The organism is Dehalococcoidales bacterium (assembly GCA_041656115.1).
Lineage (GTDB): Bacteria > Chloroflexota > Dehalococcoidia > Dehalococcoidales > UBA5627 > UBA5627.
Map to the genome: position 1 here is coordinate 1 of JBBAED010000005.1, position 21914 is coordinate 21914.

At 46.2% G+C, this 21914-nt stretch carries 20 protein-coding genes and 2 tRNA genes; 9 read left to right on the top strand and 13 right to left on the bottom strand.

Annotation, left to right across the window (positions count from 1 at the left end; translation table 11 throughout):
* Window positions 1-148: 148 nt before the first annotated feature.
* From WC958_04065 to recA, 5 genes are all read right to left on the bottom strand, one after another.
* On the bottom strand, window positions 149-991 hold the full coding sequence (locus WC958_04065; protein ID MFA5629407.1) for a PHP domain-containing protein: 843 nt from the start codon (window positions 989-991) through the stop codon (window positions 149-151).
* Complete coding sequence (locus WC958_04070) at window positions 991-1761, bottom strand: TIGR00282 family metallophosphoesterase (GenBank protein MFA5629408.1); 771 nt, start codon at window positions 1759-1761, stop codon at window positions 991-993. Before WC958_04070 ends, WC958_04065 begins: the two co-directional genes overlap by 1 nt.
* Before the next feature lie 145 nt (window positions 1762-1906).
* Complete coding sequence (gene rny, locus WC958_04075; GenBank protein MFA5629409.1) at window positions 1907-3445, bottom strand: ribonuclease Y; 1539 nt, start codon at window positions 3443-3445, stop codon at window positions 1907-1909.
* Window positions 3446-3508: 63 nt separating this feature from the next.
* Window positions 3509-4168 carry a RecX family transcriptional regulator gene (locus tag WC958_04080; protein MFA5629410.1) on the bottom strand — a complete coding sequence of 220 codons (660 nt, stop codon included), beginning with the start codon at window positions 4166-4168 and terminating at the stop codon, window positions 3509-3511.
* Between the two features lie 102 nt (window positions 4169-4270).
* Window positions 4271-5284, bottom strand: coding sequence for a recombinase RecA (gene recA, locus WC958_04085; GenBank protein ID MFA5629411.1), 1014 nt, complete (start codon window positions 5282-5284; stop codon window positions 4271-4273).
* A gap of 391 nt (window positions 5285-5675) precedes the next feature.
* Here recA and WC958_04090 point away from each other — a divergent pair, with 391 nt between their 5' ends.
* Together WC958_04090 and WC958_04095 are read left to right on the top strand one after the other, a co-directional pair.
* Window positions 5676-5831, top strand: a complete 156-nt coding sequence (locus WC958_04090; GenBank protein ID MFA5629412.1) for a hypothetical protein — start codon at window positions 5676-5678, stop codon at window positions 5829-5831.
* Window positions 5832-5865: 34 nt separating this feature from the next.
* The gene (locus WC958_04095) at window positions 5866-6090 is read left to right on the top strand and encodes a NifU family protein (GenBank protein ID MFA5629413.1); all 225 of its coding nucleotides are present in this window, start codon (window positions 5866-5868) and stop codon (window positions 6088-6090) included.
* 67 nt (window positions 6091-6157) lie between these two features.
* Here the strand turns inward: WC958_04095 and WC958_04100 are convergent, their stop codons facing one another.
* From WC958_04100 to WC958_04110, 3 genes are all read right to left on the bottom strand, one after another.
* A complete protein-coding gene (locus WC958_04100; protein MFA5629414.1) occupies window positions 6158-7384 on the bottom strand; it encodes an aspartate kinase in 1227 nt (408 codons plus the stop codon).
* Window positions 7385-7470: 86 nt separating this feature from the next.
* Complete coding sequence (locus WC958_04105; protein ID MFA5629415.1) at window positions 7471-8271, bottom strand: hypothetical protein; 801 nt, start codon at window positions 8269-8271, stop codon at window positions 7471-7473.
* A 13-nt stretch (window positions 8272-8284) separates the two neighbouring features.
* Window positions 8285-9469: a cofactor-independent phosphoglycerate mutase gene (locus tag WC958_04110; protein MFA5629416.1), complete on the bottom strand. Its 1185-nt coding sequence runs from the start codon at window positions 9467-9469 to the stop codon at window positions 8285-8287.
* A 192-nt stretch (window positions 9470-9661) separates the two neighbouring features.
* Between WC958_04110 and WC958_04115 the strand changes: the two genes are divergently transcribed.
* Together WC958_04115 and WC958_04120 are read left to right on the top strand one after the other, a co-directional pair.
* A tRNA-Pro gene (locus tag WC958_04115) sits at window positions 9662-9737 on the top strand.
* 62 nt (window positions 9738-9799) lie between these two features.
* The gene (locus WC958_04120) at window positions 9800-10582 is read left to right on the top strand and encodes an alpha/beta hydrolase (protein ID MFA5629417.1); all 783 of its coding nucleotides are present in this window, start codon (window positions 9800-9802) and stop codon (window positions 10580-10582) included.
* 27 nt (window positions 10583-10609) lie between these two features.
* Here the strand turns inward: WC958_04120 and mazG are convergent, their stop codons facing one another.
* Together mazG and fmt are read right to left on the bottom strand one after the other, a co-directional pair.
* Complete coding sequence (gene mazG / locus WC958_04125) at window positions 10610-11392, bottom strand: nucleoside triphosphate pyrophosphohydrolase (protein ID MFA5629418.1); 783 nt, start codon at window positions 11390-11392, stop codon at window positions 10610-10612.
* Between the two features lie 97 nt (window positions 11393-11489).
* Window positions 11490-12422, bottom strand: coding sequence for a methionyl-tRNA formyltransferase (gene fmt, locus WC958_04130; protein ID MFA5629419.1), 933 nt, complete (start codon window positions 12420-12422; stop codon window positions 11490-11492).
* A gap of 418 nt (window positions 12423-12840) precedes the next feature.
* On the opposite strand from fmt, the gene dnaA reads away from it, so the two are divergent.
* Window positions 12841-14178 carry a chromosomal replication initiator protein DnaA gene (gene dnaA, locus WC958_04135; protein ID MFA5629420.1) on the top strand — a complete coding sequence of 446 codons (1338 nt, stop codon included), beginning with the start codon at window positions 12841-12843 and terminating at the stop codon, window positions 14176-14178.
* A 454-nt stretch (window positions 14179-14632) separates the two neighbouring features.
* On the opposite strand, the gene WC958_04140 is transcribed toward dnaA, so the two are convergent.
* The gene (locus WC958_04140) at window positions 14633-14929 is read right to left on the bottom strand and encodes a hypothetical protein (GenBank protein ID MFA5629421.1); all 297 of its coding nucleotides are present in this window, start codon (window positions 14927-14929) and stop codon (window positions 14633-14635) included.
* Window positions 14930-15191: 262 nt separating this feature from the next.
* Between WC958_04140 and obgE the strand changes: the two genes are divergently transcribed.
* A complete protein-coding gene (obgE, locus tag WC958_04145) occupies window positions 15192-16463 on the top strand; it encodes a GTPase ObgE (GenBank protein MFA5629422.1) in 1272 nt (423 codons plus the stop codon).
* Window positions 16464-16467: 4 nt separating this feature from the next.
* Window positions 16468-17067, top strand: a complete 600-nt coding sequence (gene nadD / locus WC958_04150; protein ID MFA5629423.1) for a nicotinate-nucleotide adenylyltransferase — start codon at window positions 16468-16470, stop codon at window positions 17065-17067.
* A gap of 1052 nt (window positions 17068-18119) precedes the next feature.
* Here nadD and gyrB read toward each other — a convergent pair.
* Window positions 18120-20048: a DNA topoisomerase (ATP-hydrolyzing) subunit B gene (gene gyrB, locus WC958_04155; protein ID MFA5629424.1), complete on the bottom strand. Its 1929-nt coding sequence runs from the start codon at window positions 20046-20048 to the stop codon at window positions 18120-18122.
* Between the two features lie 251 nt (window positions 20049-20299).
* Window positions 20300-20375: transfer RNA gene (locus WC958_04160), tRNA-Glu, on the bottom strand.
* Window positions 20376-20560: 185 nt separating this feature from the next.
* Here WC958_04160 and folP point away from each other — a divergent pair.
* Together folP and folK are read left to right on the top strand one after the other, a co-directional pair.
* Window positions 20561-21400, top strand: coding sequence for a dihydropteroate synthase (gene folP / locus WC958_04165; GenBank protein ID MFA5629425.1), 840 nt, complete (start codon window positions 20561-20563; stop codon window positions 21398-21400).
* Window positions 21401-21408: 8 nt separating this feature from the next.
* Window positions 21409-21906 (top strand): 2-amino-4-hydroxy-6-hydroxymethyldihydropteridine diphosphokinase, encoded by a 498-nt coding sequence (folK, locus tag WC958_04170; GenBank protein ID MFA5629426.1) that lies wholly within the window; start codon window positions 21409-21411, stop codon window positions 21904-21906.
* Window positions 21907-21914: the final 8 nt, after the last annotated feature.

Here is a 21914-nt window from a genome sequence, read left to right on the forward strand (position 1 = left end):
GTGCTCGCGGATATCGATTCGGAAAAGCCACTTCGGCAACAGATATCCGGCATGTATTGAGCCTAAAAGATAACCCGCTAAAAGCAGTGCAATATATGCAAAAATCATTTGTACTCCAATAATTTTTCAGAGAGGATTATTTAATTGCTTAGGAATTTTTGGTGTTCTTGGCGGCAAGTAAAATCAGTTCCTCCACCGCTTCCAAAGGAATCCCTGATTCTCCGAGCATTGTTTCAACGGCATCGTCTAACCCATGGTAATCACTGCCGCCGAGCGCCGCCAGCTCATATTTGGCTGCCAATTTTTTAAGCGTTTTTCTTTCATCGGGCGAGTAGTTAGCGTAATGGACTTCCATTCCCGCCAAACCGATTTCTTTTAATTCTTTGATGAGTTCTTCCGGATTATTAACGGTTAGGGGGTGCGCCAAAACCGGTATCCCGCCGACTTTTAAAATCATTTTAACCGCTTCAACCGGTGTGATTTTACTGCGTTCAATATATGCCGGACCGCCTTGGGCAATATATTTTTCAAAAGCCTCTTTAAATGTCGCAATATAGCCTTTTTCAAGCATTGCGTTGGCAATATGCGGTCGGCCGATAGTGCCGTCACCGGCCAGTTCCTGAACACGCTCCCACTTGATATTAATGCCCATTTCGTTTAGCTTCTCAACCATCGCCATTGCTCTGTCCACACGCGAACCGCTTACTTCGGCAAGTATTTCACGAAAGTTAACATCGGTATAATCCACAAAATAGCCCAGCATATGCACTTCGCTGCCAACAGCCAGTGTGCTTATCTCGACTCCGGGAATAATTGTTAACCCCGGATACTTTTTCGAGGCCTCAATTGCCGGCGCAATGCCGTCCACGGTATCGTGGTCGCAAATTGCAAGATATTTTAAACCGAGGGCGGCGGCCTTTTTTACAATTTCCTCGGGAGTATATTTCCCGTCGGAAACAGAGGTATGGACATGTAAGTCGGCTAAGCCCATTATTCCACCTCCTCAGTTATGCGTTCAATGCTTACGGCCTTACCGGTGGCATCATCTATTTCGGCTAAAATCGCCGTTACCGAAACTTTGCCTTTACCGACCGAGAAACGTTTGGGAATCATGGTTAAGAAACGTTCTATAACGGCATCGGCTTCAACCCCGATAACCGAATCAACCGGCCCGGTCATTCCGATATCGGTCACATAAGCCGTTCCCTGCGGCAAGATTTGAGCATCGATTGTGCCGACATGGGTATGCGTCCCGAATACCGCACTGACACGCCCGTCCAAATATCTGCCGAGCGCTATTTTTTCCGAGGTAGCCTCGGCATGAAAATCAACGATTATCGTTTTATATTGTCCGCCGAGTTTTTCCAGCAAATCGTCCATGGCGCGGAAAGGGCAATCAAAATTGCCGATATAGGTTCTGCCGATAATATTGGCAACCACCGCCTTGTTTTTAAAGACCGTATAACCGTTACCGGGGAGCCCCGGCGGGTAATTTAACGGCCGAATTATCGGCATATCGCTATCAAGGCAGGGGATAATATCTTTTTGTGCCCAAATATGATTGCCGGAGGTAATTACATCCACCCCGGCTTTTAATAAATCTTCGGCGGTCAGCTTTGTTAAACCGACCCCGCCGGCAACGTTTTCGCCGTTGGCAATCACTAAATCCGGCTTATAGCGTTTCTTAAACTCCGGCAGCACTTTCTCAATTGCCAGCCTGCCCGGCCTGCCGACTATATCTCCGATAGTTAATGTTAACATTTATCAGTTTTGGCAAGAGCACCGGATGCTCCTCACCAAATCCTCCCCAATATTTATAAAAATCAGAATATTTTTATTTAAGCTGTTTTTCCCGTCCTAAGCTTATAATAAACCCAACCGAACGGGAAAAACAATTCTTAAACTTCTATTTCGCAAAATCAACGGCTCTGGTTTCGCGCAGAACAATGACACGGATTTGCCCCGGATATTCAAGGCTTTCTTCGATTTTCTTAACGATATCACGCGCAAGCCTCATCGCCGCCAAATCATCGACTTCTTCCGGTTTAACCAGTATGCGAACCTCACGCCCTGCCTGAATGGCATAGGATTTATCGACTCCCTTAAACCCGTCGGCAATCTCTTCAAGTGATTTGAGACGTTTCAAGTAGTTTTCCAACGACTCGCGTCTGGCACCCGGCCTGGCACTTGAAATTGCATCCGCCGCCGAAACTATAAAGCCCCAAATACTGGTGTCTCCCGTTTCCATATGGTGTTCGGCTACGCCTCTGACCACTTCTTTGGATTTATCCCATTGCCTTACCAAATCGGCGCCGATTGAAGCATGCGTACCTTCTATTTCGCGGTCAACCGCTTTTCCGATATCGTGCAATAATCCGGCGCGTTTTGCCAGCGCAACGTTAACTCCCAATTCAGAGGCAATCATACCTGAAAAATGTGCAACCTCAATACTGTGCGCCAACACGTTCTGGCCGTAGCTGGTACGGTATTTCAGCCTGCCCAGAAGCTTAATCAGCTCCGGATGTAATCTGGTAATACCAACTTGTAAAGCGGCCTGTTCACCGGCCTGTACCATTGCCGTCTCAACTTCTTCTTTGGTTTTGGCAACAATTTCTTCGATACGCGCCGGATGGATGCGCCCATCCAAAATCAGTTTACTAAGCGCTTGATAAGCAATCTCGCGACGAACCGGATCGAAGCTGGAAATGGTTACCGCTTCGGGAGTATCGTCGATAATCAGGTCAACACCGGTAGCCTGTTCCAACGCACGGATGTTACGCCCTTCTCTCCCGATAAGCCTGCCTTTCATTTCATCGCTGGGAATATTTACAACGCTGGCAGTCGTTTCGGAAACAATTTCCGATGCACTACGCTGTATAACGTGCGATAATATACCGCGCGCCTTTTCGTCCGCCTCTTCCTTGATTTTAGCTTCCCAATCGCGTAAACGCCGCGCCGCTTCCTCTTGGATTTCGATTTCGATTTTTTCCAAAAGCATTTGCTTGGCTTCGTCGCTGGTTAAATTTGAAATCAGTTCAAGTTGTTTTAGTTGATTTTCCTTAACTTCCGCTAAGTTATCCTTAATGGCTTCCAGCTCTTTTTCTTTGCCCATTAAGTTACGTTCGCGTTGAACGGCATCTTCCAGTTTGTGTTCAAGCGATGTTTCCTTCTGTGTCAGCCGATTCTCTTGTCTTTGTATTTCGGCTCTTCTTTCTCTGTACTCGGCCTCGTTCATCAATTTTAGCTTATCTATTTCTTTCTTATTTTCATCCAAAATCTCTTTTGCTTCGGATCTGGACTCTGCCAGTATTTTGGCCGCTTTTCTTTGAGCGATGCGAATCTGGTGATTTGCAATCATACTTCTTGAGAGAAACATAGCCATTCCGCCGAAAATGACGCCGATAACAAAGCTGAAAAATACAGCCAATATCTCTACAGCACCCATTTATTTTATTCCCCCTATCTTATTTTTAGTCTATCGGTGCGATAAACAATCGACCTTTCCGATTTAAGATTCAAAATCGGCAAAATCGTCCGTATCGCCACCCTCTTTTTCGTTCCATAAACATGTAACGGTATTGTTTATAACTTCATAACCGAAGCCTCGCCGCTTAAGGTATTCACCCAGACGGCGGCGAAAACTCGAATAATCATCAACTTTTAAATTGTGGGCATATTTTTGCCCCGCACGGTAAGCATTTGAGGTATCATCCATAGTACTTACCTCTTGCTCGATAACATCGAGCGGAACCCCTTTTTGGCGAAGTTCCATTTCTGTCATTTTACGACTGCGCGGGCTGAAAGATTGCCTGTTTTCTGTCCAAAAGCGGGCAAAGCTTTCATCATCGATAAAACCCATCCTTTTTAGATTTTGGATTGCCGGGTGGATTTCGTTTTCATTAAAATTGCGCCGCTGTAAACGCATGCGCAGTTCACGTTCACTGCGCGGTCTGTAATTTAATATCTGCAAAGCGGCACTAAGACACTTCTGACAGCGATTTGCTTCCTGCAAAGAAGCAATTTGCGCTTCCGAAAGTTCCATGCCCACTGCAAGTTTCTCTTTTAAAACAACCTCTTCCAGTAAATTAAAGGCAAACCTGCCATCCAAAAAAAGCCTTACCGTTTTACCGCGGCCGGCGCTTCTAACCAAATTTGTTATCTTAATCATTTGCGGGTTACCCCTTATAAACAAACAGAGCCAAGGCAACCTGCCTCAGCTCTATCACTTACAGTTATCTTAATTTCTATTAACTCATTATTTTATAACGAGTCAATCATCGTCAGAAACACTAAGTCCGGTGACGGCCGAGGCCCTTATCTTCTGTTCAATCTCGGAAGCCAGTTCCGGATTGTCCTTCAGATATTTTTTGGCACTCTCTCTACCTTGTCCCAGACGAATGTCACCATACGAGTAAAAAGCCCCGGCTTTTTTGACTATTTCCGCCGTAACACCCAGGTCAAGAATATTACCCTCCGTACTGATTCCCGAATCGAACATAATATCGAATTCGGCAACCTTAAAGGGGGGAGCAACTTTGTTTTTGACCACTTTAGCTCTAACACGCGTGCCTACGGCATTGTTACCCTGTTTAATGGTTTCAATCCTTCTTAATTCTATCCTTACGGAACTGTAGAATTTTAAGGCACGCCCGCCCGGTGTCACTTCCGGATTCCCAAATATAATGCCCACTTTTTCGCGCAGCTGGTTAATAAAAATAACGGCCGTGCCGGACCTGCTGATTGCCGAAGTCAATTTTCGCAGGGCTTGCGACATTAACCTGGCTTGCAAACCGACATGGGCATCACCCATATCACCTTCGATTTCCGCCCTCGGAACCAAAGCGGCAACACTATCGATAACAATTACCTCGATGCCTCCGCTTCTTACCAGTGCTTCGGCAATCTCAAGAGCTTCTTCACCGGTACCGGGCTGTGAAATCCAAAGCGTATCCGGGTTCACCCCGCATCTGGCCGCATAAGAACGGTCGAGCGCATGCTCGACATCAATATATGCAACGACCCCACCGCGTTGTTGGGCCTGGGCAATTATATGCTGCCCCAGTGTGGTTTTTCCCGATCCCTCAGGGCCGAATATTTCCGTAACTCTGCCTTTCGGGACTCCGCCTATACCTAAAGCTATATCTAGGGCCAACGCTCCACTGGGAATAGCCTCGACTGTCGGACCGCCAAAAGCATCGCCGAGCCTCATAATTGAGCCCTTGCCAAATTGCTTTTCTATCTGGCCGATAGCCAAATCCAGTGCTTTATCTTTTTCTGTGACCATAATTCGCCTAAGCCAATGATAACATAATAATAAATACTTAACAAGAAGATTTTGCGCCAAGAGCAAACCGCAGGCACAATTTTTGATTAACAAAGATATATCGATAATAAAATGAACCTTTTCGACGGGAAACTGTATATGTTATTAAATAAGGTTTGCAGACGGAGTTTGGCAAAAGGTAAAAGAGCGATTTAGGCCTGTTTTTGAGAATTATCGAAGCCTGGGGAGAACGCCGGAAATCATCACAATCGGCACAAGAGAAGTCCTGGGAATTAATTAGCCGAATCTTTGACATAAAATTCTCGTGTGTAACGTTGACAACACATAGCTCCTGTGATACGCTTTTTCTCAGTTGTTTTAAACAAAATATCCTATTTTGAGGAGGATTGATATGTGTAAAAATTGCGGGTGCAGCAAACCTAAAAAAACAGAGCATTCACACCCTCATACCCACACTCACGAATGTGCCACCGTTGAGCATATTCACGTTCACACCCACGAGGACGGTGAAGAAGAACATACTCATACTCACGAAGAGAAAAAATAGTAACTGGTTTCAAAATAAAACTGAGAGGTTATAAATGAAGGAAAAAGTCCAGGAAGTTCTGGAAATGATCCGCCCCAGCTTACAAGCCGACGGCGGCGATGTTGAGCTGGTAGACGTATCCGAGGACGGAATCGTCGAAGTTAGACTGACCGGTCAGTGTGCCGGCTGCCCGATGTCGACCATAACATTAAAAAACGGGATTGAGCGAATCTTAAAACAGGAAATCCCCGAAGTTAAAGAAGTCGTTCAGGTTTACTAAAAAATAACAAGGCAAAACAAAAAGGGGCTGAAAATTCAGCCCCTTTTTTATTTACGATTAAGTATCGTTATTTAATTTCCGGTTTTTCCAATTCAAAAGCGCGGTGCAAGGCTTTAATCGCCTCAACGGTTCTGTCTTCATCAACAATACAAGTGATTCGAATCTCCGAAGTGGTAATCAGGTGAATATTGATATTTTTCTCACTTAACGCGGAAAACATTTTAGCGGCATACCCCGGCGTATTTTGCATACCGGTACCGATAATACTGATTTGCCCGAGCTTAGTGTTACTGATGCACTCGCGGGCGTTAATGGATTCGGCAATCGGCATTACAACCTTCATCGCATTTTCAACATCGGACTCGTGTACCGTAAATGTCAGGTCGGTAATGTTATCGATACTGGCATTCTGAACAATGGTATCGACACTGATACCGGCCTTAGCCAGCGGTTCGAAAATAGACGAAGCGATACCGGGTCGGTCGGGGACACCGACAATCATTATTTTTGCTACATCCATATCGTTAGCAATTCCGGTTACTTTATTTTTTACTTCCATAGATTCCTCCCCATGTATCAGCGTGCCCGGATTATTATCAAAGGTGCAGGCAACCAATATCGGCATATTGTGAATTTGCCCCAACTCCACCGCTCTCGGGTGCATGACTCTGGCTCCGTAAGTGGCCATTTCCAGCATTTCCTCGTAACCGATTTCGGAAATAGTACGCGCTTCGGGAACAAGGCGCGGGTCGGCGGTAAAAACACCGTCAACATCGGTGTAAATATGACAGGCCTGGGCTTTTAAACCGATTGCCAAAGCAACCGCCGTTGTATCGGAACCGCCCCTGCCAAGTGTCGTTACATCTTTATCTTTGTTGACCCCCTGAAAACCGGCGACAACAACAACGTTGCCTTTGTTTAGCTCTTCCACTATCCTTTTCGGATTAACCCCGAGAATATGCGCCCGGTTATGCTCCGCATCGGTCTTAATGCCGGCTTGCGCCCCGCTTAAACTGACCGCCCGGCAACCGATAGAATTAAGCGCCATTGCCAGCAGCGTACAAGATATCAGTTCGCCTGTTGAAAGCAGCAAATCGTATTCGCGGCCGGCAGGGTTTGCGATTACCTGTTTTGCCAGAGATATCAGGTCGTCGGTGGTATCGCCCATCGCTGAAACGACAACCACGATTTGATTGCCTTCATCTTTGGCTTTTGAGATACGCTCGGCAACTCTTTTAATTTTTTTCACATCGGCGACCGAAGAGCCGCCGTACTTTTGGACTATAATCGGCATATACCGTTTCCTAAAACCGTAAATTTTTCCCTAACAAGGGAAATTGTATCACATTGCGAAAGCAGAGAAAAACGGGGCAATCAGTGTTATGACATTGACCAGATAATATCGTCGATAACACTTGAAATCGGTTCAATGCCGGCAACAGCCGAAAGCGAGATTGCGGCCGCAACCATGCAAAACAAAAGCATTGCAAATCCGACCCCGATTTTCTTAAATGACATAATCCCGTAGACACTCCAAACCAGTATGGCGCATATAATAACAAGTAAAATCGTTCCCAAACCTTGGTCAACCCCTGCCGTTACCAGTAAATAGCCGGCCCACACCGCCAAAGCGAGGCATACAAACGCCAAAAAGATAAGAATACTTTTTAGATTGGCCAGTTTTTTATTCGGAACGCGTCTAACAGCCTGGGAATAACCGGCAATTTCGGCATCATAAGGCATCGCAATATCGTTATCGATATCGTTTTCTTCAACAAATCGTACGGGTTTTTTGACACCGACCGCAAAGTTTCGAGTAAATACCCGAGCGTCATGTTCCGTTACGGAAGGAATTTCCCTCGAGGGTGACTCTTCGTTTAAGAGTTCGCCCAACCCCGTTTGGGTAAATTGAGATACCCTGCGTTTGCATACAGGGTTATGACATTCGTACATATTTATACCGGGCTTCCAAACCAAAGACTCTCCCCCGCAATAGTGGCATATATCAGCCGTTACAACGGGAGGCGCGGGGGTTATCTCTTTGTTGACGGCGATTGGGCTTAGTGCGCCCCTTGCCGCATTACACAAAACACAGCCCGTATCGGCACGATAATAACGATCGTGCTCTTTGCAGTACGATGTAATTCTGCTGGTTACTATTTCTTCTTCTCGGTCATGCATTGAAATAAAAACCTTATTCCACAAACGTGGTCATTATATTATATCCCTCTTCAATTACAAACCCCGTGCGCTTGGCTTCGGCTTCGGTAAACCTGCGCGCGCCGTTGGCGTTAAAACCCGGCCCTAAAAGTAAAAACGGCACCGGCTCCCCAACATGGGTTTTAATGGCAACAGGGGTGAAGTGATCGGGCATTACAAGAACCCGCAAATCGTCGTTTTTATAGGCCATGATACGGCTTACAACTTGCTCATCTATTATTTCAATTGATTTAACCTTATCTTCAAACGAACCGGCATGCCCGGCTTCATCGGGGGCTTCGATATGGATAACCACCAAATCGTGGTCGTCGAGGGCCCTAATACCGCCGTTTACCTGTGCAATAAAATCGTTATCGATATTATCTGTAACCCCGGGGATTTCCAAGATTTGCATATCCATCATTTTCCCGAGCCCCTTTAAAAGGTCAACGGCAGACGTAATTGCCGCCGATTTGCCGTAAACCTTACTAAAAGGCGGCATTTGCGGAATCTTGCCGCTGCCCCAAAAAAGCCAAATCATATTTGCCGGAAGCTCATTCCAGGTGCGTCTGTCATTATTGACGCTGTGATTTTCAAGCACGTCAACAGAATCCTGCATCAGTTTTCTTAAAAATTCACTGCCGTTTCCCTGCGGCAAATAATCGCTAATATTTTTATCGGAAATGTCGTGAGCCGGGGTGCATAACGCATTAACGGTTTCCTCATGCCCTTTGATTTTTAAGAGGTGGCGATAACCGACCCCCGGGAAAAAGCGCACATTTTCGCTTCCCAACGATTCATTAAGGGCATCGATAAGCTTTGCCGCTTCTTCATCGGAGATATGACCGGAGCAGTAACTGTTCATTTTCCCGTCTTGGATGTTAACAAGGTTGCAGCGGAAAATAACTTCGTCCTCACCAATCGGAACCCCCGCACTAACCGCCTCGATGGCAGCCCGCCCGCGATAATAGACCTGCGGGTCGTAGCCCAGCAGGGACATACATGCAATTGCGCTTGAAGGCTCCATTCCTTCGGGAACCGTTTTGACAAGCCCCATTGTTCCCTTTTTGGCAAGCTTATCAAGATTAGGGGTAACCGCAGCCTCCAGGCAAGTCTGCCCGGCGTGCTCTTTTACAGGCCAATCGGCAGCTCCGTCAACAATCAAAACACAATATTTCAAAACTTACCTCCCCAACACGGCGAAAACAAAAAGGTGAGTGCAATCCGTGTCAATTAAGCATTTATTGTAATACACTTTGCTGATTGTTGCCACTTATCGCTTGTTTTTAAGTTCGGTGTTGAGAAATTCCCAATAATGTTATAATATTACCTGTACTATTTATCGTTAGCATCAAAAATCCGCATATCTTTTCGGGGCGTAGCGCAGACGGCAGCGCGCAGCGTTCGGGACGCTGAGGTCGGAGGTTCAAATCCTCTCGCCCCGACCATTGATAAAAAACCCGTTTAAATCCAAAAAATAAGTTCCGGAACACTAAATAGCGAGGCGCTTATGCAGAAATATTTGGAAATTGACGGTTGCAACGTTTCTTACGACTTAACAGGGGCAAACCATGCCTCCGCTGTTGTTCTGATTCACGGGTACGGTGTAAACCGCAAAATGTGGCAGCCCCAACTAAGTGCGCTCCAAGATTACCGGGTGATTAATATCGATGTAAGGGGACATGGTTTATCACGCCCTTGCCCCGACTTTACGGTTAAGAAGGCTGCCGCAGACCTCTTTGCCATTCTTAGCGCGGAAAATTGCAAAGATGCCGTTCTGGTCGGGCTTTCGATGGGAGGCTATATCGTCCAGGAATACGCCGCCGATTACGGTAAAGCCAAGGGTTATATGGTTATCGGCGCCACCCCAATCTTTATTCCTTATCCCAAATGGGAGAAAACAGCCTTAAAATATTCCGCCGCTCTCTTTAATATCTATCCGTGGGAAACGCTCAAAAAACAAATGGCAAAAGCAAGTGCGCTGAATACAGATGCCCGTAAATCACTTTATGCCATGTTTAGCGAAATGACTAAAAAAGAATTTGTTGCATCTTGGAACGGAATTGCGACATGCCTTAACGAAAGAGATGTTAAGTTTGATGCACCGCTGCTTGTTGGTTGCGGTGAATTTGAAAAAACGGGAACCGTTAAACAGCATCTGAAAGATTGGCCACAATATTACAAGGGCTGCAGGACAGAAATTATCGCCGGGGCCGCCCACGTTGTCAATATGGATAACCCCGAAGGGTTTAACAGGCTGATGCTTGAATTTATTAAAAAGTGTAACAAGTAAGAAGCCCCGACAGCCGGAAATAACGGTTTACCCCTCCAATTCCCTCTTTGCCTCTTCCCAAAGATCGTTCTGTTTATTAAAATCAAGACTGGATAAATCAAGCCCTCGCTCGCGGCAATAACCCTCCATTTTAGAAAAGCGCTCATAAAAACGGCGGTTGGTTTGGCGTAAAGCCGCTTCAAGATCAATCCCCTGTCTGCGGGCAAAGTTAGCCAGTGTAAAAAGGATATCGCCAAACTCAGCTTCCTTTTTTTCCGCGCTCTCGGCGGACTTAAACTCGCTTACTTCTTCCGTTATTTTATCCAAAACACCGCTATCTTCTTGCCAATCAAAACCGACCCGCGCCACGCGCCCCTGAATCGCCTGGCTGTAAGCAAGCGCCGGCATATTAACGGGAACCCCGGCAAGCATCGATACCTCTTTTTGACGCTCCTTCTTTTTAAGCGCCTCCCAATTTACGGTCACCTCTTCGGCATTATTAACCTCGGTGTCGCTAAAAACGTGCGGATGCCTGTAAATCAGTTTTTGATTTATTTTTTTGATTACGTCAGCGATGGTAAACTTATTGTTATCGGCAGCAATTTGGCTGTGCAAAACAATTTGCAATAATAAATCCCCAAGCTCTTCGGCAAGCTTAGCGGGATTATTTTCATCCATTGCTTCCAATACTTCGTAAGCTTCTTCCAGCAGATTTTTGCGGAGCGATTGGTGGGTCTGTTTTCTGTCCCAAGGGCAACCGTCGGGACCGCGCAGAAGCGCAATGATATCCGCTAAGGTTTGAAAATTATCTAAGTTCTGCGGTTCGGGCACTTTAACCTCCCTGTCGAAATTATTAAAAAGTTATCAAAAACTTATCGAAAATACTTGATAAGAAACCCGGCTTATAAAAAATCGGCTGCGACCGCTTCTAAGACGGTAACACCGAACCGATAAATTGCCGCTGGCCCCTTAAAAACTCGGCAGACGGCATCGGCTTTTTACCTTCCGGTTGCAGTGTAACGATATTTAAAACACCTCTACCGGTTACCACACCGGCACCACCGTGCGGTAGGGCAATCACCTCTCCAATTGCGGCATTTCCCTGCCATGCTACGGGGGCGGCCTCGATAATCTTTATGTTTTTACCTTGCCAGCGCGTATAACAACCCGGCCACGGATAATAGGCACGAACCTTATTCCAAATCAGAACGGCGTCTTCGGACCAATCGATTATCCCCGATTCTCTGGTAATTGTGCGAAAATAACTGGCAGCCGCTTCGTCCTGGGGACGCGCTAAAATCCGCCCTTTAGCCCAATCCGGCAGCGTTTCCAAAAGCATGCACGCCCCGATAAAAGCCAGTTTATCGGTGAGAACTCCCATATTATCGTATTTTTGAATCGGGATTTGCGCCTGTGAGAGCACCGGACCGGTATCCAACCCCTCGTCCATAAGCATAATACTGACACCGGTAAAACTATCCCCGTTAAGCAGCGACGCCGCTACCGGCACCGCCCCCCTGTATTTGGGGAGCATTGACGGGTGAATATTAACGCAGCCGTATCGCGGTAAATCCAACACGGCTCGGTTTAATATCTGGCCGAAAGCGGCAACAACAATCGCATCCGGCGCAAAGGATTTGAGCTCCTCGAAAGCTTCTTCTTTTTTTAAACTAACCGGTTGAACCACCTTCAAACCGAGCTCAAGGGCAATTTGTTTTACGGGAGAAAAAGATACCTTGCAACCGCGCCCGGCGGGCCTGTCCGGTTGCGTGTAAACCGCCGCAATTTCATAGCCGTTGGATTTAAGTAGCCTTAATGCCGGCCCCGCAAATGAAGGGGTTCCCATAAAAACAATTCGCACTTTTTTCCTCCGTCGCATAGATTCTAGCACCCCCCGAAGATACTAACAACTAATATTTTACTTAACGACAGAATATTTTTGGGCGGTTTTTTGCTTATAGCTAAAAGTTAGTATTTCGGCAAAAAACGGAGAAAAAAGGACTTAATAACAAATCACATCACCTGTTTTTTACCGGCAATTATCATAAAATGCCTTGCCAACGCCGATTCTCCCCTGATAACCTGTATAAGGTTTTTTAACAGCAATCTTCTTTTACAAGAAACCGAATACAATCAAATACTATCTCGGGATTACCGGGTTTTTAGGTATTATCTGTTTTTTTGTTTAGAACGCATTTTTTAGTTTTAACACATCTTTGTGGCTTCGCTGTGCCACATTATGAAATAGAAGAATAACAACGGAGAAACTGATTTTTATAATGAGATCGGCACAAGAAATTTGGGAAGCCGCACTGGGCGAATTACAGTTGCAAATAAACAAACCGAACTATCAAACATGGTTCCAGGGAACCGAGGGATTGGAATTTACGGACGGGCATTTCTATATCAGCACCCCCAATGCCTTTGTCGCCGAATATCTCGAAAAAAGCCAGCGTTCATTGATTGAAAAAACCTTAATCGGGCTTGTCAAAAGTAAAGTAGCCGTCCATTTTCAGGTTAGCTCAATCCAACCTGAACCGACCGACGGGTATGCCTACTGCGAAACACCGCAGGCTATCGATTCGCAAATCTCGGATTTTAATGCCAAATATACATTTGAAAGCTTTGTTGTCGGAAGCTCTAACCAGTTAGCCTACGCAGCGGCACAGGCAGCAGCGCAAGACCCCGGCAAAAGCTACAATCCGCTTTTTATTTACGGCGAATCGGGGCTTGGGAAAACGCATTTGCTCCAAGCTATCGGGCATACCCTACAAGCACGCAACGCAACCGTTTTGTATGTCAGCGGCGAGCAATTTACCAACGAGTTTATTGAAGCCATTCGTCACAAAAGAACCGATGAATTCCGTGAAAAATACCGCAGTGTTGACGCTCTAATGGTAGATGATATCCAGTTTATTAGCGGCAAGGAACAAACGGAAGAAAGCTTCTTTCATACCTTTAACGAACTTCATAACTCTAACCGCCAAATTATCGTAACCAGCGATAAGCTTCCCCAATCGATGCCGGGGATGGAAGAACGTTTACGTTCCCGCTTTGTGTGGGGGCTAACGGTTGATATTCAGCCGCCCGATTTGGAAACGCGTTTGGCCATACTGCAAACAAAAGCCGAACAGGCCGATACCGAAATTGCGATTGATGTTTTGGAAATGGTTGCCCAACAGGCGCGACGGAATATCAGGGAGCTCGAAGGCAGCCTCAACCGCATTATAGCCTATGCCAAGCTACTGCGTTCACAGATTACCAAAGAGGTTGCCACCAAGGCCTTGGCCAATATCAACGGAAACCGGGAAACCAACGGTCAAGTTTCGCATACCAAACTGCTTACCACCGTTGCCGAAAACTTCAGTCTGACCCCGGAAGATATACTTGGTCCGTGCAGAGATAAAGATGTAGCCCTTGCCAGACAGTTATTGATGTATCTTTTAAAACAGCAGGATAAATTCTCCTTAAACGAAATCGGTGAATTAATCGGCGGCAGAACCCCTTCAACGGTTAGCTACGCTTGTAAAAAGATGGAACAAGATATCACAAACAACCCGATTTTAAAGCGGCGTGTTTTGGAAATCGAATCTTCTCTGAAAACCGATTCCGAATAACCTCTCATTGTCTTTGCGAGACCATTGCACGATAGGAAGGGTGAGGTCATTCCCGATATGGAGGCGGAGCAATCCTCCTCTGTCTTTGCGAGCGTAAGCGAAGCAATCTCATATAAATCGTAAGACATACATACTATTCGTAAAAGATTGCCACGTCACTCGCCTAACGGCTCCCTCCTCGCAAAGACGGTGGAGTAATTCTGAGCGCCCCCTTTTGTGTCATTCCGAGGACTCTTTTTGTCATTCTGAGCACAGCGAAGAATCTGGGAGTTAATGGATAGAGCACCGTTCGGTAACGGATTTACGGTAGAACGGAGACCTCTTTTTTGCCTCCGAAGCAACCTCATAGCCTACATTTCCCGTCCTCTTAGATCCTTCATTTCATTCAGGATGACACAATAGGGGAACAGGATGGCAATATAATACTCGTTCGCCCTGAGCTTGTCGAAGGGTCTTACGAACGAGAGAGCAAAGGACTCACTATTCGTCTGCCGTTATGGTTCGACAGGCTCACCACGAACGGCTGGAAAACACCTTGTCTTTGCGAGCGCAGCGAAGCAATCTCATATAAATCAAATTCCTTGGAGATTGCCACGTCGCTCACCAAAGGACCCCCTCTTGCAAAGACATTATTATAGGTAGCGGATAGTTTAAAGAGAGAGGACGGGGTAAATAATAAGGGAATGCCGCCATTTGATAACTTTTCTATTTTTAGCATAACCAAGCCAAAATATCGCCCCTCTTTTTTCATAACTCCCCTCTTTTTTTCGATAACTTGACTGACTTTTCGATAACTCAAAATAACCCAAAGCTAAATTTCACACGCTTTCTCAAAAACAGCACCGTTTAAACGTAACGCACATATTACTGATATTCTTATCTAAAATAAGACAATAGGTAGTGTATTTACTTATGATATAATAATAACAAGCGGCTGTTTCATAAGTATTTTCGGCCGCAACTTAATTTTGGCAGATTGGTACTGTTTTTTAAGGTTTTATAGGGAATAAGTGATGTTTGATAAAGTAGAGATAATTGTAAAAGCGGGTAACGGCGGCGACGGTGCTGCCAGTTTCCGCCGTGAAAAGTTTGTTCCTTTTGGCGGCCCCGATGGCGGTGACGGCGGGCGGGGAGGCAGTGTTATTATCCGCGCCGATGACGATGTCAGCGACCTTAGATATTTTCGTCAAAATCGGGTCTATGGCGCCAATACCGGTAAAAACGGTTCAAGCCAGCGTAAATCGGGTCGTAGCGGCGCTGATCTTATTCTGAAAGTTCCGTCGGGCACAATAGTTACCGAAAAAACAGAAGACGGCGAGGGGGTAATCCTTGCCGATTTAAAGGAAAAGGGTCAGGAGGTGGTAGCGGCTGCCGGCGGTAACGGCGGATTGGGAAACAGCCATTTTTCATCTTCAATTAACCAGGCGCCGGTGCTTGCCCAAAAAGGGGAAGAGGGGGAACAAAAAACAGTTATCCTCGAATTAAAGTTGATTGCCGATGCCGGAATCGTCGGTTATCCCAATGTCGGAAAATCTTCGCTAGTGGCGGTAGCTTCGGCGGCCACCCCGAAAATTGCCGACTATCCTTTTACGACGCTGGAACCGGTTCTCGGAACAGTTGTCGTCGGTCATCATGCCTTTGTTTTAGCCGAGATACCGGGTTTAATTGAAGGAGCCGGTTTGGGCAGGGGTTTAGGTCACGATTTTTTAAAGCACGTCGTCAGAACGAAGTTACTGGTGCACCTTTTAAACGGTGATTCGCCGTCGCCGGTTGATGATATGATTCAGGTTAACAACGAGCTTAGCGTTTTTGACGCCGCTCTGGGCAAGAAACCGCAAATTGTGGTTGTTAATAAAATCGATATCCCCGAAGTAAGAGAAAGAATCTCCGAGATTCAATCTGTTTTTAATGAAATCGGAATCAAAGTACACTTTATTTCGGCGGCCACGGGAGAAGGTGTCAGTGCGCTGATGGCTGAGGTTTTAAAGGAAGTTGATAACATTACGCCGCCGGAGGTAACCTCGGATGAAGATGAAGAATCGTTTGCCGTCTTCCGCCCGCAGCCGAGGGGGAGCGATACAAAAGTTATCCGAGACGGGGATGTATTTGTTATCGAAAATAACAGCCTTGAGCGTATCATAGAGGGAACGGATGTCTCAAAAACAGAAGCCAAGCGTCAGTTAATCGGCCTTTTGACTCGCCCTCATATGAAAAGAATATTGGAAAGAGCCGGCGTGCAGCCGGGTGACAGAATACGCTGCGGCAGTTTTGAGTGGCGTTGGTGATAAAATGAAACTGGGTATCTTGGGGGGAACCTTCGATCCGATCCATAACGGGCATATCTTAATAGCGGAAACGGTTCTTTCCCGTTTAGACCTTGCGGAAGTGCTTTTAATACCCGCCGGTAATCCGCGTTTTAAAAATGGCGGGGCGGTTACCGATGCTTGTCATCGCCTCAAGATGGTTGAGCTGGCAGCCGCTGGCAAGCCCCTGTTTCGAGTTTCTGCAATGGAAGTAGAGCGGAGAGGGATAACCTATACCGTTGATACCTTGAGGGAGTTAAAAGACAAACTGGGGGCGCAGAGCGAGCTTTTCTTTGTAATGGGGTGGGGCAGCCTGGCGGAGTTTCCGTTATGGCATAAACCTTCCGAAATAATTTCGCTTTCTAAATTGGTTGTTGTACCGCGGCAGGGGTTACCCAAGCCTGATTTAGCGGAGTTGGACCGAAAAATACCCGGGCTTGCTAAACAAACTATTATGCTTGATGAACCTCTTGTCGAGCTTTCTTCATCGGATATCAGGGGTAGGATTAAAAACGGTGCGGATATTCAAGGGCTGGTACCCGATTCTGTTGCTGCGTATATTGCCGAAAATAGATTGTACCAATAACTCTTATTGCCAGCACTTTGCCATAAAATCCGTTACCGGATGGTGGACTGTCCGCTAACTCTTAGATTCTTCGCTGTGCTCGCAAAGACGTAGAGGCAGCCCCCAGCCGTTCATGGTGAGCCTGTCGAACCATAACGGCGGTCGGATTGTAATTTCCGGCTTCCTCGTTCGTAATACCCTTCGACAAGCTCAGGGCGAACGAGTATTATATTGTCATCTTGTTCCCCACTCTTGTCATCCTGAGTGAAACGAAGGATCTAAGAGGACGGGAAGTATAGGTTATGAGGTTGCTTCGGCATCAAAAAAGAGGCATCGTCCTGCTAAAAAATCCGTAGCCGGACGGTGCACTATCCACTAACTCCTAGATTCTTCGCTATGCTCAGAATGACAATAGTAGAAACGTCTTTGCGAGGAGCGAGCCTTTAGGCGAACGACGTGGCAATCTTTTACGAATAAGTACGTATGTCTCACGATTTGTTAGAGATTGCTTCGCTGCGCTCGCAAAGACAAGGTCTTCCCCAGCCGTTCATGGTGAGCCTGTCGAACCATAACGGCGGACGAATAGTGAGTCCTTTGCCCCCTCGTTCGTAAGACCCTTCGACAAGCTCAGGGCGAACGATAGGTTTGTCATCCTGAATGAAATGAAGGATCTAAGGGGATTTAAATACAGGCTATGAGGTGACCTCGGAAACAAAAAAGAGGTATCGTCCTACTATAAAATCCGTTACCGGACGGGAGACTATCCGTTAACTCCCAGATTCTTCGGCAGGCTCAGAATGACAATAATAGAAACGCCTTTGCGAGGAGTGAGCCTTTAGGCGAGCGACGTGGCAATCTCTAAGGAATTTAATCTATACGAGATTGCTTCGCTGCGCTCGCAAAGACAAGACCTTCCTCAGCCGTTCATGGTGAGCCTGTCGAACCATAACGGCAGTCGGGTTGTAATTTCTCTGGCTTACTCGTTCGTAAGACCCTTCGACAGGCTCAGGGCGAACGAGCATTATATTGTCATCTTGAACGGCAAAGGGTAAGGCAGTAGGGCAACCTCGAACCTAGATATCCAGGTTTTTAACGCTTTTAGCATGTGCTTGAATAAAGGCTTTACGCGGTGGAACTTCGCCGCCCATCAGCATATTGAAAACCTCATCCGATTTAGAAGCATCTTCGATATTAACACGTAACATCGTACGAGTTTCCGGATTCATTGTGGTTTCCCATAACTGCTCGGCGCTCATTTCACCAAGACCTTTATACCTCTGAACCTCTGCTTTTTTGGATTCTTTCTTGAATCTTTGCAGAATAAGGTCTTTATCTTGGTCGTTATAAACCCACTGTGAAGTCTTGCCGGACTTTATTTTGTAAAGCGGCGGCTGCGCAATATACAAATGTCCGTTATGGATTAATTCAGGCATATGCCTAAAGAAAAAGGTCAAAAGTAACGTTCGAATATGAGCACCGTCAACGTCGGCGTCAGCCATCAGCACAACGCGATGGTAGCGCAGTTTCGAAAGGTCCATTGAATCGTCGATTCCGCTGCCGAGAACGGTAATCATATTGCGAATCTCTTCGCTGGAAAGGATACGCTCCATGGTGGCCTTTTCAACGTTAAGAATTTTACCTCTTAAGGGCAGGATGGCTTGGAAACGCCGATTGCGCCCCTCTTTGGCGGAACCTCCGGCGGATTGGCCTTCCACTAAAAACAGCTCGCAAAGGGAAGGGTCTTTCTCGGAACAATCGGCAAGTTTCCCGGGCAGGGTGCCGGATTCAAGGCTGTTTTTGCGGATAACCAGGTCGCGCGCCTTGCGGGCGGCTTCTCTGGCTCTGGCAGAGGTAATACATTTTTCAATTATTCTTTTGGCAACATCCGGATTTTCTTCCAGATAGAGCGCCAAACCTTCGGCAACGGCGCTTTCCGTTATGCCTTTAATTTCGATATTTCCCAATTTACCTTTGGTTTGACCTTCAAACTGGGGTTCCGCTAATTTAACGCTGATAACGGCGGTAAGCCCCTCTCGGGAATCATCACCGACAAGGTTGGGATCACTGTCTTTTAAAATCTTGTTTTTATGGGCATAATCGTTTAGTACACGAGTCAGCGCCGAACGGAATCCGGTCAGGTGTGTTCCGCCGTCTACCGTATTGACACAGTTGGCAAAGCTGATAGTGTTATCGGTATAACCATCGTTGTACTGGATGGCCGTCTCGATAATGGTACTGCCTTCTTGTTTGGTGATATGAATCGGCGGCTTATGCAGAACCGTGCGGTTGCGATTTAAGTGCCGGACAAAGCCGATGATACCGCCCTCAAAATAAAAGGTTTGCTCTCTGTTTGAGTTTTCGTCGTAAAAAGAGATTTCCAACCCCTTGTTAAGGTAGGCAATTTCACGGAAACGGTTGTTTAGCGTATCAAAATCGTACTTGTCATCGGTAAAAATTTCTCTGTCGGCGACAAACGAGATTGTAGTTCCCGTTTCATCGGTCTCGCCGATTGCCTCCACCCTTTTTTGAGGGAGGCCTTTTTTATACTCTTGGTAGTATTTTTTGCCGTCGCGGCTGACAAAAACTTCCATGCGCTCCGAAAGGGCATTAACCACCGAGGAACCGACGCCGTGCAAACCGCCCGAAACCTGGTAGGTTTTACCGCCGAATTTGGCTCCGGCATGCAGAACGGTCATAACCGTTTCCAATGCGGATATCTTGGTGGTAGCATGGATATCGACCGGAATACCGCGGCCGTTATCGATAACCGTTACAACATTTTCTTTGCTGATATTAATTTTAATTTGTGTACAGAAGCCGGCCATGGCTTCATCAACGCTGTTGTGGACTATTTCATAGACTAAATGATGCATACCGCGCTGGTCGGTGGAACCGATATACATACCGGGGCGGCGGCGGACAGCTTCGCGTCCACCCAGCACCTGGATATCTGTGGCTGAATAATCTTTGCTTCTGTTCGGATCTTGATTCTTGTGTATCATTTAAACTCTTTATTAATAAATTGAAATAGTTACGGCGTGTGTATGAAAAGAGGCAGTCTGATTTTGCTGCCTCTTTCGAATCACATATTTTATTATATCATAATTATAGAGCGTCGGTAAAACTTTTAAAGCTAAAATGCGTTTATTTTGCTTAAATTGATACTATCGAAAAAGTTAGACGCAATCAATAGCGGCGGAAAGTAAAAGCGGAACCTAAAACGATAAGCGCCGAGAATTAAAAAAGAGGAATTTGGTACCCCCAAGCGGATTCGAACCGCTGTTGCCGGCGTGAAAGGCCAGTGTCCTAGGCCTCTAGACGATGGGGGCACTCGAATAAGTATACCAAAGGTTGGTTTTGTTTTCAACATCGGCCTAAACAGCTTTAAAACGCGGCTTTATTGCTCTTTTTCGCTATATTTTAATTGGTAATATTTTTTACTTATTTGATTCGAGGGGATAAATCGATGATAATATAAAAACGAGTTTTTGTTGAGATTTTAAGGGTTATTAGTGTGGATATAAAAGATTGCGTGCCTGCTCCTATGCGCTGCGGAAATAGGGTGTTTTACTGGGGAGAGCGCACATATGTAATGGGGATTGTTAATGTCAGCCCCGATTCATTTTCGGGAGACGGGGTCTCCGATTTTGAGTCCGCAATTTATCAGGCGAAACTCTTTGCCAAACAAGGCGCCGATATTATTGATATCGGCGGTGAGTCCACTAAACCCGATTATCTGCCGGTATCAATAGAAGAGGAAATCGCGAGGGTCGTTCCGCTAATTGAGGCATTAGTAGGTAATATAGAGATACCGATCAGTATTGATACCTCTAAAGCGGAGGTTGCCCGCTGTGCCGTTCAAGCCGGTGCAAGCATGATAAACGACGTTTGGGGGCTGCGTAAATCGCCGGAGCTGGTAAAAATCGCGGCGGAGGCCGGTGTGCCCCTCATTATAACCAGTAATCAGCGTGATAATCAGGCTGAGGATATTATGGCGGCGGTGATTCTCGATTTAAAAGCTAAAATTAAGATGGCCGAATCCGGCGGTATTTCTCCGGAGAACATAATTGTTGACCCGGGGATTGGTTTCGGGAAAACACCGGAGCAAAATCTTGAGATTATCAGAAGACTTACCGAGCTCAAATCTTTAAAAAAAGCGCTTCTGTTGGGGAGTTCCAGGAAATCGTTTATCGGCAAGGTATTGGATTTACCGGAAAATCAGAGGTTTGAAGGGACGGCGGCGACAGTGGCAATCGGCATTGCTAACGGTGCGGATATCGTTAGGGTGCATGATGTTGAGCAGATGGTGCGGCTATGCCGTATGACTGATGCTATAATAAGAAGAAAGGGATAATATTGACAATGGAATATAAAACAGTATATTTGGGGCTTGGTTCTAATTTGGGAGAACGCAAGGACAATTTGGATAAAGCAATTGATTATTTGTCCCAAAGAATACGCATAACGGCTAAATCTTCCGTATATGATACCGAGGCGATGGAAAATCGTGAACAGCCGCACTTTTTAAATATGGTTTGCCAGGTTCAAACAATTTTTAAGCCCCAAGACCTTCTGGTACTTGCAAAATCAATTGAACGCAAAATGGGACGGATGCCGAATTCGCATAACGCCCCGCGCCCGATTGATATCGATATCCTTTTTTATGATGATGAGGTAATTGAAACGCCCGAACTGACTGTTCCGCATGCCTCTTTGGATAATCGTGCTTTTGTACTGGTACCGATGGCTGAGATTGCGCCCAATTTAGTGCATCCGGTAACCAAGCAAACAATGAGCACTATGCTGGAACAGCTCAAAGACGGGGTGCAAGGCGTCATGAAAATAAATTGCCCGACTTAAAGGACAAA

Coding starts and splice junctions, on each gene's coding strand:
- WC958_04065 (MFA5629407.1), bottom strand. CDS start 991: ATGGGCTTAGCCGACTTACATGTCCATACCTCTGTTTCCGACGGGAAA.
- WC958_04070 (MFA5629408.1), bottom strand. CDS start 1,761: ATGTTAACATTAACTATCGGAGATATAGTCGGCAGGCCGGGCAGGCTG.
- rny (MFA5629409.1), bottom strand. CDS start 3,445: ATGGGTGCTGTAGAGATATTGGCTGTATTTTTCAGCTTTGTTATCGGC.
- WC958_04080 (MFA5629410.1), bottom strand. CDS start 4,168: ATGATTAAGATAACAAATTTGGTTAGAAGCGCCGGCCGCGGTAAAACG.
- recA (MFA5629411.1), bottom strand. CDS start 5,284: ATGGTCACAGAAAAAGATAAAGCACTGGATTTGGCTATCGGCCAGATA.
- WC958_04090 (MFA5629412.1), top strand. CDS start 5,676: ATGTGTAAAAATTGCGGGTGCAGCAAACCTAAAAAAACAGAGCATTCA.
- WC958_04095 (MFA5629413.1), top strand. CDS start 5,866: ATGAAGGAAAAAGTCCAGGAAGTTCTGGAAATGATCCGCCCCAGCTTA.
- WC958_04100 (MFA5629414.1), bottom strand. CDS start 7,384: ATGCCGATTATAGTCCAAAAGTACGGCGGCTCTTCGGTCGCCGATGTG.
- WC958_04105 (MFA5629415.1), bottom strand. CDS start 8,271: ATGCATGACCGAGAAGAAGAAATAGTAACCAGCAGAATTACATCGTAC.
- WC958_04120 (MFA5629417.1), top strand. CDS start 9,800: ATGCAGAAATATTTGGAAATTGACGGTTGCAACGTTTCTTACGACTTA.
- dnaA (MFA5629420.1), top strand. CDS start 12,841: ATGAGATCGGCACAAGAAATTTGGGAAGCCGCACTGGGCGAATTACAG.
- WC958_04140 (MFA5629421.1), bottom strand. CDS start 14,929: ATGAAAAAAGAGGGGCGATATTTTGGCTTGGTTATGCTAAAAATAGAA.
- obgE (MFA5629422.1), top strand. CDS start 15,192: ATGTTTGATAAAGTAGAGATAATTGTAAAAGCGGGTAACGGCGGCGAC.
- nadD (MFA5629423.1), top strand. CDS start 16,468: ATGAAACTGGGTATCTTGGGGGGAACCTTCGATCCGATCCATAACGGG.
- gyrB (MFA5629424.1), bottom strand. CDS start 20,048: ATGATACACAAGAATCAAGATCCGAACAGAAGCAAAGATTATTCAGCC.
- folK (MFA5629426.1), top strand. CDS start 21,409: ATGGAATATAAAACAGTATATTTGGGGCTTGGTTCTAATTTGGGAGAA.